The sequence below is a fragment of the Alkalicoccus chagannorensis DSM 18086 genome (genome assembly GCF_000429725.1).
In the GTDB taxonomy this organism is placed as follows: Bacteria; Bacillota; Bacilli; order Bacillales; family Salisediminibacteriaceae; genus Alkalicoccus; species Alkalicoccus chagannorensis.
On the sequence record NZ_AUCK01000008.1, the window covers coordinates 44,862 to 62,688 of the forward strand.

At 52.3% G+C, this 17,827-nt stretch carries 15 protein-coding genes and 1 tRNA gene; 13 read left to right on the forward strand and 3 right to left on the reverse strand.

All coding sequences use genetic code 11. From position 1 onward, the window contains the following. Positions 1-13: 13 nt before the first annotated feature. The 6 genes from G477_RS0106665 to yihA all read left to right on the forward strand — a co-directional run bounded on the left by G477_RS0106665 (position 14) and on the right by yihA (position 7,513). Positions 14-90, forward strand: a tRNA-Arg gene (locus G477_RS0106665). A gap of 291 nt (positions 91-381) precedes the next feature. Beyond that, positions 382-1,386 (forward strand): tetratricopeptide repeat protein, encoded by a 1,005-nt coding sequence (locus tag G477_RS18930; protein ID WP_051287758.1) that lies wholly within the window; start codon positions 382-384, stop codon positions 1,384-1,386. A gap of 129 nt (positions 1,387-1,515) precedes the next feature. After that, positions 1,516-2,820, forward strand: a complete 1,305-nt coding sequence (gene tig, locus G477_RS0106680; protein WP_026697282.1) for a trigger factor — start codon at positions 1,516-1,518, stop codon at positions 2,818-2,820. 331 nt (positions 2,821-3,151) lie between these two features. After that, entirely contained in the window at positions 3,152-4,420 is a 1,269-nt protein-coding gene (gene clpX, locus G477_RS0106685; RefSeq protein ID WP_026697283.1) for an ATP-dependent protease ATP-binding subunit ClpX, read from the forward strand. A gap of 181 nt (positions 4,421-4,601) precedes the next feature. Further along, the gene (gene lon / locus G477_RS0106690; RefSeq protein ID WP_026697284.1) at positions 4,602-6,929 is read left to right on the forward strand and encodes an endopeptidase La; all 2,328 of its coding nucleotides are present in this window, start codon (positions 4,602-4,604) and stop codon (positions 6,927-6,929) included. Further along, complete coding sequence (gene yihA / locus G477_RS0106695; protein WP_026697285.1) at positions 6,926-7,513, forward strand: ribosome biogenesis GTP-binding protein YihA/YsxC; 588 nt, start codon at positions 6,926-6,928, stop codon at positions 7,511-7,513. The genes lon and yihA overlap by 4 nt, the downstream gene beginning before the upstream one ends. A gap of 425 nt (positions 7,514-7,938) precedes the next feature. Here the strand turns inward: yihA and G477_RS0106700 are convergent, their stop codons facing one another. After that, entirely contained in the window at positions 7,939-8,424 is a 486-nt protein-coding gene (locus G477_RS0106700; protein ID WP_026697286.1) for a hypothetical protein, read from the reverse strand. 178 nt (positions 8,425-8,602) lie between these two features. Between G477_RS0106700 and hemA the strand changes: the two genes are divergently transcribed. The 6 genes from hemA to hemL all read left to right on the forward strand — a co-directional run bounded on the left by hemA (position 8,603) and on the right by hemL (position 14,808). After that, a complete protein-coding gene (gene hemA / locus G477_RS0106705) occupies positions 8,603-9,997 on the forward strand; it encodes a glutamyl-tRNA reductase (protein ID WP_026697287.1) in 1,395 nt (464 codons plus the stop codon). After that, entirely contained in the window at positions 9,994-10,806 is an 813-nt protein-coding gene (locus G477_RS0106710; protein ID WP_026697288.1) for a cytochrome C assembly family protein, read from the forward strand. Before hemA ends, G477_RS0106710 begins: the two co-directional genes overlap by 4 nt. 68 nt (positions 10,807-10,874) lie before the next feature. Continuing rightward, positions 10,875-11,825, forward strand: a complete 951-nt coding sequence (gene hemC, locus G477_RS0106715; RefSeq protein WP_026697289.1) for a hydroxymethylbilane synthase — start codon at positions 10,875-10,877, stop codon at positions 11,823-11,825. Then, positions 11,813-12,505, forward strand: coding sequence for a uroporphyrinogen-III synthase (locus tag G477_RS0106720; protein ID WP_026697290.1), 693 nt, complete (start codon positions 11,813-11,815; stop codon positions 12,503-12,505). Before hemC ends, G477_RS0106720 begins: the two co-directional genes overlap by 13 nt. After that, on the forward strand, positions 12,489-13,487 hold the full coding sequence (gene hemB, locus G477_RS0106725; protein ID WP_026697291.1) for a porphobilinogen synthase: 999 nt from the start codon (positions 12,489-12,491) through the stop codon (positions 13,485-13,487). Before G477_RS0106720 ends, hemB begins: the two co-directional genes overlap by 17 nt. Before the next feature lie 22 nt (positions 13,488-13,509). Next, positions 13,510-14,808: a glutamate-1-semialdehyde 2,1-aminomutase gene (gene hemL, locus G477_RS0106730; protein WP_026697292.1), complete on the forward strand. Its 1,299-nt coding sequence runs from the start codon at positions 13,510-13,512 to the stop codon at positions 14,806-14,808. A 488-nt stretch (positions 14,809-15,296) separates the two neighbouring features. Here the strand turns inward: hemL and G477_RS0106735 are convergent, their stop codons facing one another. Further along, positions 15,297-16,841, reverse strand: coding sequence for a hypothetical protein (locus tag G477_RS0106735; protein WP_026697293.1), 1,545 nt, complete (start codon positions 16,839-16,841; stop codon positions 15,297-15,299). Continuing rightward, on the reverse strand, positions 16,841-17,230 hold the full coding sequence (locus G477_RS0106740) for a hypothetical protein (protein ID WP_026697294.1): 390 nt from the start codon (positions 17,228-17,230) through the stop codon (positions 16,841-16,843). Before G477_RS0106740 ends, G477_RS0106735 begins: the two co-directional genes overlap by 1 nt. 104 nt (positions 17,231-17,334) lie before the next feature. On the opposite strand from G477_RS0106740, the gene G477_RS0106745 reads away from it, so the two are divergent. Next, positions 17,335-17,811: an NUDIX hydrolase gene (locus G477_RS0106745; RefSeq protein WP_026697295.1), complete on the forward strand. Its 477-nt coding sequence runs from the start codon at positions 17,335-17,337 to the stop codon at positions 17,809-17,811. Positions 17,812-17,827: the final 16 nt, after the last annotated feature.

The window sequence follows — 17,827 nt, forward strand, 5'->3', positions numbered from 1 at the left end:
CTGATCCGTGCACGTCCCAGTAGCTCAGCTGGATAGAGCAACAGCCTTCTAAGCTGTGGGTCGCAGGTTCGAGTCCTGCCTGGGACGCCATCCATTTACATTCCACCTCCTGCCCTGCAGGAGGTTTTTTCATTGAATCACTCATCGTTTCAAGCTGATGCAGATACCCCAGGTTCGTCCTGGGCTGAAAAAGGGTATAATACAAAAAGCGGTCCAACCACTCGTGGATGGCTGCATAAACTAGAGAAGCGCGCAGCGGAGGATGTTCCCGCTGTGATCCTTGTACGGAAAAGGGAGAAGAGGCCGCATCTCGATTGATTGTTTTTTCGGCCTTACATTGATACACTGAACGTAGGACTTAGGCAGGAGAGGAGGGAAGAAATGACTAGAAAAGAAGATCAAGATAATATTGTCCATTTTCCCGGCCTTACGCACCGGCTGGCGGACAAAGGGATGCGTGCTCTCAAAGAAAAAGAGCCGGAGCAGGCAGTCACGTATTTCGAGCAGATTATCTCCATAGAACCCGAACACGCCCAGGCACGCTACGGAATTGTGCTCGCCCACGTGGAGCTGGAAAATCTGGAGGAAGCGAAAAAGCACTGCCGATCGATGCTGGAGGAAGGCATCGGCGATTATTATGAAGTGATGCAGGTGTACATATCCATTCTCGTCCAGCTCGGAGATTACGAAGAAGTCACGACGATGCTGGAAGGTGTGATGGAAGAAGACCGGCTGCCGGCAGACAAAGCGGAACATTTCTATGAACTGCTTCATTTTGCCCGTGAAATGACCACGACCCACCCGGGGCAGAAGATGACGAGTGCCTTTCCACCGAAAGAACTGGAGGAGCGCCTCGAACAAGGCAGACCGCCGCAGCAGCTCGGAGCCATGCAGCAGCTGAAGCAGTATGATCAGAAAGAAGTAAAGAAAGTGTACCGCAGCTTTCTGAAAGATAATGAACAGCATCCGGTACTGAAAAGTTACATGCTGGAGATTTTACGCGAACTGGAATGCTTCGAACAATTTGAAGTGTGCAAGTTCCAGGAATGCTGGCCGGTAACAGTGTCGGAGAACATGGACCTCGGCCATAAAGAGTTCGGCTATGAGGTGCTCGAACTGCTGAAAAAGGACTTTACATACAGCGATCCCTCCCTGCAGCAGCTGATTGAAGACGTATGGTGGCACTTCCTCTTTGCGCTCTACCCGAAAGAGCCCAAGCCGCTGAAGCCGGACGTATGGGCCGAAGCTCTTTACCGGACTGGAAGAAGGCTGATGTACAGCACACTCGAAGAGGATCGTGAAGGGGCAGCCGCAGACGAGCAGGAAGTAGAAGAGGCGGAAGCGATGCTCGAAAAAATCGAGCAGGAAGCACCGATGATGGAGTAATACATAACTAGAGAAAGATAGAGGAAGAATCAAAGAGAAAACATTGAAAAGCGCACAACCTATGTTATAATATAATGGTTGTTTAGAGAACAGAAAACGATGAACTTGATGTTGGAGGGAATAAATCCTATGGCAGTAAATTGGGAAAAGCAGGACGGAAACACAGGCGTCCTTACCGTAGAAGTAGATGCAAAAAGAGTCAATGCCGCGCTGGATCAGGCATTCCAAAAAGTGGTGAAAGACGTGAACGTACCAGGATTCCGTAAAGGGAAGGTACCTCGTCCCATTTTTGAACAGCGTTTTGGTGTAGAAGCACTATACCAGGATGCACTGGACATTCTTCTTCCGGAAGCATACTCCGAAGCAGTCGACGAAGCCGGGATCGATCCGGTCGACCGTCCGGATATCGACATTGATGACATGGCGAAAAACGAACCACTGACATTCAAGGCGACTGTCACAGTCAAGCCGGAAGTGGAACTGGGCGAGTACAAAGGCCTGGAAGTGGAGAAGAAGGAAACGGAAGTGACGGAAGAGGAAGTAGATGAAGATGTGAAGCGTCTGCAGGAAGAGCACGCGGAGCTGACGGCAGTGGAAGACGGCGAAGCAGCCGAAGGCGACACGGTCGTTATGGACTTTGAAGGTTTCGTGGACGGGGAAGCATTCGAAGGCGGCCAGGCAGAGAACTACTCCCTGGAAATCGGCTCTGGACAGTTCATCCCAGGATTTGAAGAGCAGCTGACAGGCAAAAAAGCCGGTCAGGAAACCGAAGTGGAAGTAACCTTCCCGGAAGAGTACCACTCGGAAGACCTCGCAGGAAAAGCTGCTACGTTCAAAGTAACCATCCACGAAATCAAGCGGAAGGAACTTCCGGAACTTGACGATGAGTTTGCAAAAGATGTGGATGAGTCCTACGAATCGTTTGACGACCTGAAAAAAGGCGTGAGAGAAAAGCTTGAAAACGATAAAAAGCAGCAGGCTGAGATGGAAACGAAAGACGCTCTCGTTGAAAAAGCAACAGAGAACACGTCCATCGATCTTCCTCAAGCAATGATCGACAGCGAAGTGGACCGCATGCTTCAGGAATTCGATCAGCGCCTGCAGTCTCAGGGAATGTCTCTTGACATGTACTATCAGTTTGCACAGACAGACGAAGAAGGCATGAAAGAGCAGTTCCGCGAAGACGCTGAAAAGCGCGTGCGCATGAACATGACGCTCGAAGCGATTGCTACAGCGGAGAACCTCGAAGCATCGGAAGAAGACGTGGAGAAAGAGCTGGAGAACATGGCGGAAATGTACCAGCGCCCCGTTGATGAAATTCGTCAGCTCCTTGCCATGCAGGGCGGAACGGACATGCTCAAAGGCGATCTTCAAGTTCGTAAAGCGATCGACTTCCTCGTGGACAACAGCAAAGCTGTCCAGGCATCCGAATAATTTTGATGAAGCAAGGCGCGTAACTACGTGCCTTGTTTCTGCATACATAATCCATCTGCGCCGGGCAGAATCGGGGAAACGCAATTGTTTGACAGGCAGCAGGTTTCTCCGCTACGCTTGGAATGGTTCAAGTGCCGTCCATATCGTATAAATAGGACGAAATTCAAAACTATGGTACAATCAACGTATTGAACAGCTGATAAAGGCCCGATCGTTGCTTCACTCCTGTTGAGAGGAGGCTGCTTGTAACGAAGCCTTCCTGAATAGATGCGGAAGAGTTGGCGTAATCTCTGTCGTATGTTTCAATACTTATTAAGAGGGGTGAACAATTATGTTCAAGTTCAATGAAGAAAAAGGCCAGCTGAAGTGTTCGTTCTGCGGAAAAACACAGGATCAGGTACGTAAGCTGGTGGCAGGTCCCGGTGTCTATATCTGTGACGAATGCATCGAACTCTGCACCGAAATTGTCGAAGAGGAACTGGGCTCGGAAGAAGAAGTAGAACTGGAAGATATTCCGAAGCCGCAGGAAATCCGTGACATTCTCAATGAATATGTTATCGGTCAGGATAAAGCGAAGAAAACGCTGTCTGTAGCCGTTTATAACCATTATAAGCGTATTAATGCCTCTTCCGGCAAAAACGATGAGGTCGAGCTCGCGAAGAGTAACATCTGCCTGATCGGTCCTACCGGAAGCGGGAAAACCCTGCTTGCTCAGACGCTGGCAAGAATTCTGAACGTCCCATTCGCGATCGCCGATGCTACGTCGCTGACGGAAGCCGGCTATGTCGGTGAAGACGTGGAAAACATTCTGCTCAAGCTGATTCAGGCAGCAGATTACGACGTAGAAAAAGCGGAACGCGGCATCATTTACATCGATGAGATTGATAAGGTTGCACGTAAGTCAGAGAACCCATCGATCACCCGGGACGTATCCGGTGAAGGGGTACAGCAGGCACTGCTGAAAATTCTCGAAGGAACAACGGCAAGTGTACCGCCGCAGGGTGGACGTAAGCATCCTCATCAGGAATTCATCCAGATTGATACAACCAACGTGCTGTTTGTTATTGGTGGTGCGTTTGACGGAATCGATCAGATCATCAAGCGCCGTCTAGGTAAGAAAGTCATCGGTTTCGGTTCAGAACAGGAGAATGCAGGTCTGGAAGAAGACCAGTACCTGTCTAAAATTCTACCGGAAGACCTTCTCCGATACGGCCTGATCCCTGAGTTTATCGGGCGTATGCCGGTCATCGCTTCCCTGGAGTACCTGGATGAAGAAGCGCTTGTGGAAATTCTGACTGCACCGAAAAACGCACTCGTCAAGCAGTACAAGAAGCTTCTGGAGCTCGATGATGTGGAGCTGGAATTTACAGACGAAGCGCTCCGGGAAGTCGCACGGCTGGCGATCGAACGAAAAACGGGAGCACGTGGACTCCGATCCATCATCGAATCACTCATGCTCGATGTGATGTACGATCTTCCGTCGAGAGATGATATCGTGAAATGTGTCATCACGGACGCAACCGTTCGTGACAGCAAAGCACCGACACTCATCGATGAAGATGGCGCGGAGATTCCTCAGGAGCCGAAAGAAAGCGCATAAACCAAATGCAGATCAGAGTGCACCACCGGCGCGGATATCGTTCCTTCCAGGAGCGCCGCGCCGAACGGTGCACTTTTTTTGTCCTGACCAGAAAACGCCGGAGGGAAAAGAAACTTTTCCTCCGGCGGCTGTCAGGGTATAGAACGGTAAGGAACGTAACGAGATAACGGAGGTGCCGGTGATGACAAAGAGTAAAGAGCAGACCATGCCGCTTCTGCCGCTGCGGGGGCTCCTGGTCTATCCGACTATGGTGCTTCATCTGGATGTCGGCCGAAAGAAGTCGGTCAGTGGTCTGGAACAGGCCATGGTCGAAGACAATCTCATTTTTCTGCTGACACAGAAAGAAGTGGGCACAGAAGAGCCGGATACACAGGATTTATATACGGTTGGAACGACAGCGAAAGTAAAACAGATGCTGAAACTGCCGAACGGAACGATTCGAGTCCTCGTAGAAGGACTGGATCGAGGACGGGTGCAGTCGCTGGAAGAGAAAGATGAGTATACTGCTGTTCATATCAAAACGATCGACGAACGGCAGGAAGCATCCGTGCAGGAACAGGCGCTTATGCGAAACGTGCTCGAGCAGTTTGAGCAGTACACTCAAATTTCCAAAAAAATCACACAGGAAACGTTCGCGTCCGTGTCGGACATCGTCGAACCCGGCCGTCTGGCAGACATTATTGCTTCGCACCTGCCGCTTAAAATCGTGCAGAAGCAGGAAGTGCTGGAGACGCTCGATCTGGAAGAACGTCTCAAGCTGATGCTCCGCATTCTCTCGAACGAACGGGAAGTGCTCGGACTGGAGAAAAAGATTGGGCAGCGCGTGAAAAAATCGATGGAGAAAACCCAGAAGGAATACTATCTTCGTGAACAAATGAAGGCGATCCAAAAAGAACTGGGCGAACGGGAAGGCAAAGAGAGTGAATCCGAAGAGCTCCGCGAAAAAATTGAGGATTCCGCGATGCCTGATTCGGTCGAAGAGAAAGCACTGAAGGAACTGAAGCGCTATGAGCGTATGCCGGCGAACGCTGCAGAAAGCTCTGTCATTCGAAACTACATCGAGTGGTTGACGCAGATTCCATGGACAACAAGCACAGAAGACGTTCTCGATATCAAACGGTCCGAGAAAATTCTGGATGAAGATCATTACGGGCTGGAAAAAGTGAAAGAGCGGGTGCTGGAATATCTCGCGGTCCAGCAGCTGACAGAAAAACTGAAAGGCCCTATACTCTGTTTATCCGGACCGCCCGGAGTCGGGAAGACGTCACTCGCAAAGTCCATTTCCCGCTCCCTTGGACGCCATTTCGTCAGGATCTCCCTCGGGGGTGTCCGTGACGAGGCGGAAATCCGCGGACACCGCCGAACGTATGTCGGCGCCATGCCGGGAAGAATCATTCAGGGTATGAAAAAAGCAGAATCCACGAATCCGGTCTTCCTGCTGGATGAAATCGATAAAATGGCAAACGATTTCCGCGGCGATCCATCCGCTGCCCTGCTGGAGGTGCTGGATCCCGAGCAGAACCATACGTTCAGTGATCACTTCATCGAGGAACCGTATGATCTGTCCCAGGTTATGTTTGTCACTACAGCAAATAATATCGGAGCGATCCCGCCGGCGTTGAAAGACCGCATGGAGGTCATCCACATCCCGGGATATACCGAGGTGGAAAAGGTGGAAATCGCCAAAGGGTACCTTCTTCCGAAGCAGGTGGAAGACCATGGACTGTCCAAAAACTCGCTGCAGGTAAGAGATGAAGCGTTAATTCACCTCATCCGCCATTACACGAGGGAAGCCGGGGTCCGTAACCTGGAACGCGAGCTGGCATCTGTCTGCCGGAAAGCAGCGAAATCGATCGTATCCGGAGAGAAGAAGCGGGTTGTCGTCACCGCAAAAACGCTGGAAGACATGCTCGGCAGCAAACGATTCAGACACGGCAAAGCGGAACTGGAAAACCAGATCGGTGCTGCAACTGGACTTGCCTATACCGCAGCAGGCGGCGACACGTTGAATATCGAAGTGGCGCTTGCCCCCGGAGAAGGGAAGCTGACGCTCACCGGGAAGCTCGGTGATGTCATGAAAGAATCTGCCCAGGCGGCCTTCAGCTATATCCGGACGAAAGCGGACGAATTGAACGTGGATGCCGATTTCACTTCCAAATATGATATTCACATTCATGTTCCTGAAGGAGCGACGCCGAAAGACGGCCCTTCCGCAGGGATTACGATGGCAACGGCTCTTATATCGGCACTGACGAACCAGCCGGTGCGGAAAGAAGTCGGCATGACCGGCGAAATTACGCTCCGGGGACGAGTGCTGCCGATCGGCGGCCTGAAAGAAAAATCAATGAGCGCACACCGCGCCGGCTTAACGCACATTATTATTCCTAAAGATAATGAGAAGGATCTGGAAGATGTACCGGACAGCGTCCGCAGGGAACTGACTTTCATCCCGGTCTCTCATCTGGATGAAGTGCTGGAGCATGCGCTTGCAGTGGAGGAAAAAATATGAAAATTACAGCAGCTGAACTGACAATCAGTGCAGCACAGCCGGAGCAGTTTCCGAAAGGCCCCTTTCCGGAAGTCGCTTTGTCCGGACGATCCAACGTAGGGAAGTCTTCTTTTATCAATAACATGCTGGGACGAAAAGGGCTCGCCCGTACTTCCGGCTCGCCCGGAAAAACCCAGACTCTGAACTACTACTGGATCAATGACCGGTTTCATTTCGTAGACGTTCCAGGCTACGGATATGCCAAAGTGTCGAAAAAGGAACGTGAAGCATGGGGAAGAGTGATGGAAGCGTATTTTCAGGAACGGGAACAGCTGAAATCCGTTATACAGCTTGTCGACGGCAGGCATCAGCCGACCGAAGATGACGTGATGATGTACAACTGGCTGAAGCACTTTGAAATTCCCGTTATTCTGATCGCCACGAAGATGGACAAGGTCCCAAAAGGGAAGCATCAATCGTATGCGAAACGAATCCGGGAGACGCTTGAACCTGGAGAAGAAGATACCCTCATTCTCTTTTCATCGGAAACATCCCTCGGCCGTGATAAGGCCTGGGGAGCGGTGAAAGAGGCTCTGTTCGACTAATCCCGGATCTTCCCCCCTGCTGCCGCTGCGGCAGGAGGATGCCTCCGGTTTTGTGACGTCGCACGAGTGTAGAAAACGTCAGTGGACCAATCAACCTGCCTGATGCTGAAGGCCCTCACCAAAACATGGTGAGGGCCTTCTTAAGGTTTGTTTTGGTTCTAAAATAAATGTTGGGGTAGAGGTTCATTTCCGTAGCATCTTTTCTTCCGTTTCAGGCGGACGCTTGCCAAGGGGCTTGCCCTCCACTCTCCTCGCGTTGCGAGGAGGATGTTCGGACTGCGCTTGATCCCTCTGACGTCGCCGCCCTTCCCTCCTGAAAAGGGTTCGTTTTTGTTTTTTCTTTTCAAAGAGAATCATAGGTCCGCCATTTGAAGATCGTTTGAGCATTCCTGAGCCTAATCAGCCTAACATGTGAATGAGAACCTTTATTTTCTGCTGATGAACAGCAGGTACATCCCGACAAGCACGAAGAGCACCGGCCAGTAGGCCATCACCGGATCTGGTATGATGCGGAATGCCGGGGCAAGTTCCGACTGGAATAAAGCAGCTCCGCTCACAGCCATCAGCACGATGCCTGCGAGCAGTCCATCACGGCGCTGCACCCGGTATTTGGTCAGAAAGGCAGCGCCGATCACAAGAGTAAAGTAAGGCCACTGGTAGGACCAGAGTCCGAGGGTATGTACCCCGTGAAACAATATACCGAGGCCGGTCAGCAGCGTGCCGGTAAACATTTTCTGGTCATCTTTGTTGGAAAAGCCCTGCCACATAAAAATGAACCCGATGCCCGCAAAGATGGACGGCCATGTTACAATGATATCTGCATAGGGTATAAGGATGTTATACTGTTCTGTGATAAAGTAGACACCGATGACAAAAAGCACCGCGCCCGGAAGCGCATATCCGGATTTCATACATATCATTCCTTTCCGTATCGGTCACAATTCTTTCAAAAAAGCGTCGGCAGATCATGTGACGACCTTATTTAAAAGTGTTATAATCTATAAAGATGGTTAAGAAAGCAGTACTTCTATGAGTATAACAGAGTAGACAAAATAAATGGATGTCGATTCAGGGGGGTGGAACCGCAGCATGCATGTACTAGTAACCAGTTTGAATTATAAATCAACGCCTGTAGAAATACGAGAAAAATTCACATTTCAGGATGATCTGACACCAGCGCTGGAGCAGCTGCGGCAGTCGAAAAGCATTCTGGAGTGTGTCATTGTATCCACATGCAATAGAACAGAACTCTACGTTGTCGCGGATCAGGTGCATACCGGCCGTTACTATACGAAGCTTTTCCTGCAGGAATGGTTTGAAGAACCGAAAGAGAACTTCAGTCATCATCTTCAAATCAGAGAAGATGAACACGCGATCGAACATCTTTTCCGGGTAGCCAGCGGACTTGATTCCATGATTCTCGGTGAAACACAGATTCTTGGGCAGATCCGCCAGAGCTTTGATACAGCAAGAGAGGCCGGAACGACCGGTACCGTATTCAATCATTTATTCAAGCAGGCGGTAACAACGGCGAAACGAGCGCACTCGGAGACGAAAATCGGCGAAAATGCCGTCTCTGTCAGCTACGCGGCTGTGGAACTCGGACGCCGTATTTTCGACGGCTTTGATGATAAAAAAGTCCTCGTGATGGGCGCCGGCAAAATGAGCGAACTGACGGCGAAGCACCTTTCCTCCAGCGGGGTTACCGACATTACGGTCATGAACCGGACGAAAGAAAAAGCACAAGAGCTGGCCCAGCGCTTCACCGGGAGAGCAGAGGGGATGGACCGCATGAACGAATCCCTTCAGTCGACAGATATTCTGATCAGCTCCACCGGCTCAAACGATTATGTGATCCGGAAGAACGAAGTGAAGGACCTGCTGAAAAAACGGCGCGGACGTCCGCTGTTCCTTGTTGATATCGCGGTTCCCCGTGATCTCGATCCAGAGCTTGCAGAACTCGATAACGTCTATCTCTATGACATTGACGATCTGCAGGGCATCGTGAACGCAAATCTGGAGGAACGAAAAGAAGAAGCGGAGAAAATCGAGCTGATGATCGAAGAAGAGCTTGTTGCGTTCAGTCACTGGCTCGATACGCTCGGAGTTGTGCCGGTGATTACAGCGCTTCGCTCTAAAGCTTCGACGGTGCAGGAGCAGACGATGGAGAGCCTCGAGAGAAAGCTTTCCAGCCTGTCCGAACGGGAGAAGAAAGTGATCCGCAAGCATATGAAGAGCATCATCAATCAAATGCTGCGTGATCCAATAACAGCACTCAAAGAAGTGCCGCAGGAAGATAATGCAGACGAACTGCTGCAGTATATGACGAAAGTATTCGCTCTGGAAGATCATATTGAAGAGGGGGAATCCCCGCTCACACATGATATCCGTATCAACAAGCAGGAGAGAGAATGGAGCATTCAGGAGCGCAGAACCAGACTGGCTGAAAAGAAAGAAGCCCTCGTCCGGACCTTCCTCTCATGAGTGTCCTGTACTTTTTTCTCCTCGTCAGCTACTCCCTGAGTGTCCTCGGGTACTTCGTTGATTTTATGCAGCCGAACCAGAAGGTCAATCGTATGGCCTTCTGGTTGCTTTCTATTGTCTGGATTGTGCAGCTCTTTCTCTTTATTTATCGATTTGTAACCTTGGAGCGTCTGCCTATCATGACAGCGTTCGAAGGTATGTTTGTCTATGTGTGGATTTTAGTATCCATCTCGCTGATCCTGAACGCGCGCGTACGCATGAACATATTCATGCTTCTGGTCAACACAATCGGCTTTATCCTGCTCTCGATCAGCCTGATGATGCCTGCCGAAGAAGTGTCCAGCCGACTGGCCGACGTGCTGATTACGGAATTTCTCGTCGTTCACGTAGGACTGCTGATGCTGTCTTATGGGGCGTTTACGATCTCTTTCGTCTTCGCTCTCCTCTACGTGATTCACCATAAGCTGTTGAAGAAAAAAGTGTGGGGGCGCTGGATGGAGAAATTCGGCTCCCTCTCGAGCCTCGAACGCTATTCCTACTATGCGGTCCTGATGGGCACACCGCTGCTGTTCACCGGCCTGATTCTCGGGATGGTCTGGGCTGCGATGACGACGGGCGGCGTTCCGTGGTTTGATTTGAAGGTGCTCAGCTCCTTTCTTGTTCTGCTCGTTTACGGTGCCTATCTCGTCCAGTACCGGGTGGCCGGCATGAGAGGTTACAGCGTATCGCTTTTAAATACGGCTGCCTTCCTGCTGCTGCTGATCAACTATTTCCTTTCCAGCGAATTCTCCGATTTCCACATCTGGTAAGGGGCACCAGCAGGCGTGTCATGTTACAATAGTGGGCGGAAGCAAGAGGAACTATCAAGGAGGTTACTATGCGGAATATTGTCATCGGCAGCCGGCGCAGCAACCTGGCTATGACCCAGACACGATGGGTCATTGAACAGCTGGAAGCGCTGGATCTGCCGTTTACGTTTGAAATCAAAGAAATTGTAACAAAAGGAGATAAAATCCTCGATGTGACGCTGTCCAAAGTCGGAGGGAAAGGTCTCTTCGTCAAAGAGATTGAGCAGGCGATGTTCGATAAAGAAATCGATATGGCTGTACACAGCTTGAAAGACCTGCCCTCGGAAATAGCAGACGGACTGACGGTCGGCGCGGTTCCCGAGCGGGAAGATCCACGGGATGCGTTTATCTCCAATACGGGGGAAAAACTTGATGAGCTGCCTGCAGGAGCCGTCGTTGGAACGAGCAGTCTGCGCCGAGCCGCACAGGTACTCATTCAGCGTCCGGATCTGAAGATTCAGTGGATCCGCGGAAACATTGAAACGCGACTGCGGAAATGCCGGGAAGAAGGATATGATGCCATCATTCTCGCGGCGTCCGGCTTGAAACGTGTCGGATGGGATCCTTCGATTGTGTCGGAGTTTCTTGATCCGGTTTCCTGCCTGCCGGCTGTCGGCCAGGGCGCTCTCGGAATCGAGTGCAGAGAGGATGATACGGAACTGCTGGAGCTTCTCGCAGAGATCGAAGATCGGACTACATCCCGTACGACGAAAGCGGAACGGGCCTTTCTGCACGCGGTAGAAGGCGGTTGTTCCGTGCCGATAGCAGGGCATGCGGTTCTGGAAGAAGATGATCAGGTGACGCTGACCGCGCTTGTAGCATCGCCGGACGGCAAGCAGGTATTTAAAGAAACGCGGACCGGCCACGATCCGGAAAAGATCGGGCGTGAAGCAGCTGAAAAAATGCTGCAGCAGGGTGCGAAAGAAGTACTGGATCAGGTGAAAGAGGACCTGGAGAAGCAGGAGCCATGGAATCTCTAATCAATACCCGGGCAGTCCATCAGCAGGAGAGCCTCCGCCGCTGTATTGAAGCAGCTGGATTTGAAAGCGTGGATGTTCCTGTGACGAGGACGGTCTTCTTCAAGCCGGAGAAACCGTTACCGGATGCGGACGCACTGATTCTTTTTACAAGCGTCAACGCGGTAAAGGCGTTCTCCTCGATGACAGAGAGCAGGCATTGGGATACTGCCTGTGTCGGGGCCAAAACAGCCGCCGCGGCTTCTACCGCTGGCTTCCGTGTGCTGTTCACACCGGAAGAGTACCGTGCAGGGCCGTTTGCATCGGCCGTGTCGGCTGCAGTCCCACGTCGTCGACGGCTTTTTTATCCGAAAAGCCGCATCGCCGGTCCGGTGCTCGAAAACGAGCTCGCCCGCGCCGGCTTTCAGGTGGATAGTGCCGAGCTGTACGACACCGTTGCTGAAACGAGCAGCCGGAGGGCACTGACTGCGTATGCACAGACAGCTGCAGGCATTTGTCTCATGAGTCCATCCGCTGTCCTCGCTTGTTTTGAAATGATGCCGTCGCCGCCGGCACAGCTTGATTTTCTCTGTATCGGGCCTGTCACCGCAGAAGCACTGGCCCGCTATACAGGGCGAACACCATTTGTTCCTTCAACGTATACCATGGAAGCAATGATTGACCAATATGTACAAAGCAGGTGATGATGTGTCTTTATCGTTTGATCGGCACCGCCGTCTTCGGACGACGCCATCGATGAGAAGGATGGTGCGGGAAACAAAACTGCACAAGGAAGATTTTATCTACCCGATTTTCGTCATGGATGGTACCGATATTCAAAATCCGGTCGCCTCCATGCCGGGAGTCTATCAGTGGTCGCTGGACCGTGTGGACGAAGAAGTACAGGATGCTGTGGATAAAGGGATCGAGTCGCTGATTCTGTTCGGCGTGCCTGCCTCCAAAGACGCTGTCGGGTCGAGTGCCTACGACGAAAACGGGATCGTTCAGCGGGCACTCAGGCAGATCAAAAGCAATCATCCGCAGCTGAATCTGATTGCCGATACGTGCCTCTGTCAGTTTACGGATCACGGCCACTGTGGTGTCGTGGAGAACGGGGAAATCAAGAACGATGAGTCGCTGGATCTCCTCGTCCAGACGGCTGTTTCCCAGGCGGAAGCCGGCGCCGATATCATCGCTCCGTCCAATATGATGGATGGATTCACAGCCGCGATCAGACAGGGGCTTGATGATGCAGGCTATGTGCATGTTCCTGTCATGAGCTACTCCGTCAAATATGCATCCGCTTTTTACGGCCCCTTCCGTGATGCGGCTCATTCCTCGCCGCAGTCCGGCGATCGGAAAACGTATCAGATGGACCCGGCGAACCGTCTCGAAGCACTTCGGGAAGCGGAGTCGGACGAAGCAGAAGGCGCAGACTTTTTCATCGTCAAACCGGCACTGTCGTACCTGGATATTATCCGGGATGTGCGCGACCGGCATCACAAGCCCGTGGTGGCCTACAACGTCAGCGGGGAATACTCCATGATCAAGGCCGCGTCTGCGCAGGGATGGATTGATGAGCAGGCAGTCGTGATGGAGAAATTGACCAGCATGAAGCGGGCAGGAGCGGATCTGATTCTGACCTACTTCGCAAAAGACGCCGCCGTCTGGCTCGACGAAGCATAAAAACGCGTATAGAGGTGATTCGATGAAATGGGAGAATTCAACAGCAGCATTTGAGGAAGCGAAAGACGTCATGGTCGGCGGTGTAAACAGTCCGGTCCGTGCGTTTAACGCGGTCGGCAGAGACCCGATCTTTTTTGACGAAGGCAAAGGGGCACGAATCAAAGACATAGATGGGAACGAATACCTGGACTATGTTCTTTCCTGGGGACCGCTCATTCATGGTCACGCAGATGATCACATTGTCGAGACTCTGCAGAGACTGACGGCGAAGGGCACAAGTTTTGGTGCACCGCACGTCCTGGAGACGAAGCTGGCCGAATTGATTATCGAACGGGTGCCGTCGATCGAGACGGTCCGTATGGTGAGTTCCGGTACCGAGGCAACGATGAGTGCCCTGCGGGTAGCGAGAGGGTTTACCGGCCGGAACAAAATCCTCAAATTTGAAGGGTGCTATCACGGTCACAACGACTCGCTCCTCATTAAAGCAGGATCCGGCGTAGCCACGCTTGGACTGCCGGATTCTCCGGGTGTACCCGAGTCGGTGGCGGCCAATACCTTGACGGTTCCATATAATGACCTGGAAAGCTTAAAGCTGGCGTTTGAGAAGTTCGGCGATGATATTGCCGGAGTGATACTGGAACCAGTTACCGGCAATATGGGTGTCGTCCGGCCGGAAGAAGGGTTTCTGGAAGGCGTCCGGGAGCTGACGAACGAGCATGGCTCTCTGCTGATTTTTGATGAAGTCATGACTGGCTTCCGGGTCGGCTATCACTGCGCGCAGGGAGAACTGGGCGTGACGCCGGACTTGACGTGTCTCGGAAAAGTCGTCGGAGGCGGTATGCCTGCCGGTGCGTTCGGTGGACGCAGCGACATCATGGAGATGATTGCACCTGCGGGGGCCATCTATCACGCGGGGACGCTCTCCGGTAATCCACTCGCCATGGCAGCAGGATTCGAAACAATCAACCGCCTGACGCCGGAGGATTACGATCGTTTCGACCGGATCGGGCGCCGCTTGACGGAAGGTCTTGCCGCAGCAGCGAAAAAGTATGACATTCCGCACCACACCGTCAATGCAGGATCGATGGTCGGCTTCTTCTTTACGAATGAATATGTTCGTGATTTTGCTACGGCGAAGACTTCGGATCTGGATATGTTCAGCCGGTTCTTCAATCTCATGCTGGAACAGGGGATTTCGCTCCCGCCCGCTCAGTTTGAAGGCCTCTTCCTCTCCACGAAGCATACGGAAGAAGATATCGATGAAACGATCACTGCAGCAGAAAAAGCATTCGCACAGATCCAGCAGGAACAGCAGCAGTAGCCGGAAGCCGGAGACGTTAATGCCGCTTCTGCCTAAAGCCCAGTCCAGGCAGAGCAGAGCGGAGACGCTGTTGAATCCCGGACATCCGTCCACCTTCTGAACTATACAGCTCAGGCTGGGGCAGCATTGTTTTCCAGCACGAAAAGAACGCTTTCGATGATCCAAGTTGGATCGCCGAAAGCGTTTTGTTTGTCCATAACGATCACGAACCTGCCACGAGTGCAAACCCGAGTTTCTGTTTTACCTTGTCTTTGCCTCTCACCGGCATACTGGTGAAACGCAGACACGCTTGCAGAAATCGAACGACGGCTTCTACGCCGGTCTTGCGAAGACCATAGACGGCTCCAGGCTGGCAGATCTATAGACGCTCGCGCAGAAAGGAGCGGCCCCAGCACGAGGCTGCGGCTGCATGGCGCTTCGCGCTTCCGATCTGGAGCAGGAATGCGTGCGTTCTCATCAGGAAAGCGGACGGCGCTGGTGGTCAGCGGCTATTCGTCCTCCACGCGCTGTAATGATACAGTCATCTCTCCTGACTCTTCCGTTCTCGTGACGACGTAGTTCAACCGGTACTGCAGTCCCTGTAAATCGGACAGGGTCAGTTCCTCGCTGCCGTTGGTGGACAGCGTGGCTGTCTCCTCTTTCAGATGATGATATTGATGACGGTCAGCATAAGCAGTGAAATGCGGCTGTTCACGGCCTTCTTCATCGTAAATGATCAAGTCGTTGCTTTGGACCTGCTGATTCAGCTGCATGTCCTGAGGCATTTCGAGATGAAACTGCGTACCGAGGTAGGGGAGCGACAACGCTGGAAATTGTGTTTCCACCTGAAGTTCATTATTGTTCAAGGCGGCGTCAATATGAACGCTGCCGACAGAGGTGTCAAAACGGCTGATCAGCTCGTCGTCCTCGATCAGGGGGAATACTTCCTCTTCATGCTCCACTTCAATCCGATGATCATGTCGAAAAGTCGTTTCCTCCAGCGTGTCGTACCAGAGGCTCTCATAAAGGACGAACGGCTCCTCGATGCTGGAGCTCTGGAAAGGCAGGTTGGCCGTTCTCTTCAAGGAAGCTTCTTGGCCGCTGCCAAGAACCGCGGAAGGTTCATCTTCGAAGTGAGTACGGTTTTCTAAAGATGCTTCCTGCTCATAGTAGACAGCGGTGGCAGCTGGACCGACGTGGACACTGGACAGGCGCATATGTTCATGCTGATCGAGGTATACGGGCTCTTCCGGTTCATACGCGCGGCTTTCCACTACGTGAAACGGCAGGCTCAGCTCCTCGCCCTCCATAAAGTGCAGTTCCTCCCCAGCTTCTACTTCGCTGTCTTCAAAGAAAGGACCGAGAGCCAGCTCCATCGTCCCGGTATCCGGGTTTTCCAGCGGAGGCAGCTGCATGGTGACGGCGACTTCCCCGTCGTCTTTCAGCTCTGGTTCTTGTGGAAGCGGCTGTATCATAGGAATGTCCATGTCCTCCGCCTCCGGCCAGAGCGCTTCCATGTTATTTAAGAGAAAGGTGTTGTGCCCCGGTACGAAATGCGTTTCTTCGTCCTTGGCAGTAATCCGTACCCGGAAAGTGGTGGCGAGATCATCCGCTGTCACTTGTTCTACGGCTACCGATGCCTGATCATTCTCCACCTTTTCATCGGCTGCCAGCGCCTCGCCATCGTAGACGAGGCGTTCCTGTTTATCATAAGCGAACCCGAACGTATCAGCACTGAAATAATACATCTCGTCCCACAGCAGAAGGAAAACGATCAGCAGAGCAGCTGCTGTCAGCGAAACCCAGCTTCCAGCCGCCCGCCGCGGCGGCTTTGTTTCCGGAGCGCTCGTGCCATTGGCAGCGCTGCTGCTGACGGCTTCGGGTAAATCAATCGAAGGCGCCCGCTGTTTATCAAGCTGAAAAAGCTGGAGCTGCTGCAGCTCTTCTGCCGTTTCCCTGCAGGAGGCGCAGGTGTGCAGGTGTTCCGTTACTTCCGGGTCCTCTGATTGTCCGTGATACTGGAGCAGATGACGTTCCGCGTCTCTGCAGAGCATCAGGTGGACTTTCCGCCGAAGCAGGTTTGTATGTATTTAACCGAGCGGATCAGTTCTTCTTCGAGCTGCTCTACATGGAGCCCTTCCGCCGCAGCAAGGTCCGCCGCAGCGACGTCGCCGTAGCTGTAGGCAGCAAGCCTGCTTCTGGCCGGTTCATTGAGCACGTCCAGCTTTTGACGTTCGCCGTCCTCCGGCTGCTGATACCCGAGATGCCTGGCAATGCTCAAGCAGGCAGCGAGCCCTTCCTGAAGGCTCTGCGGGTCTCCTTTTTGATGCCACTGCCGGAGAAATGCCTCCGTTTTCTCCTCCAGTCCGTATGCATAGATGATATTTTCTACTACGTGTTCCTGGTCTTTCAACCAGGATGCTGTCGACTGTTTTAATACCACATACATCACTCCCTGATTCTTATGATATCATAGAAAAGAAGCGTATTGGCACTTGATTTCCATGTACAGGAAATGACGACATGGTCACAGAAAGGAAGAAAGATATGAGCTATTTTCAGAAAATGAGAGAGAAGGTGGGCAAGGAAACGCTGCTGCTGCCGGGTGCTGCGGTGATTATTTATACACCGGACGAGCACGTGCTCCTGCAGCGGCGGGAAGAAGGAACATGGGGACTGCCCGGCGGCCTGATGGAACCGGGGGAGTCTTTCCGGGAGACGGTCAAACGTGAAACGGAAGAAGAGACCGGGCTGAAGCTTCCCGAGGACGACCTGCATATGTTCGGCACGTTCACCGGGGAACGTTATTATGTAGAAGCGCCGAACGGCGATCCTTACTATGCGGTCTCCGCTGTCTATACCGCTCCTGTACCGGACCAGCCGCTGACAGAAGGGGATGAAGAGACGCTCGCACTGGCGTGGTTCCAGCTGTCAGATCTGCCGGAAGAACTGCGGGATTCGCATCGTCATTTCTTGGCGCAGTTCCAGCAGTACGGTGTGCAGAAAAACCTTCTGGACCAATAGAGAGTTGCTAACGGAA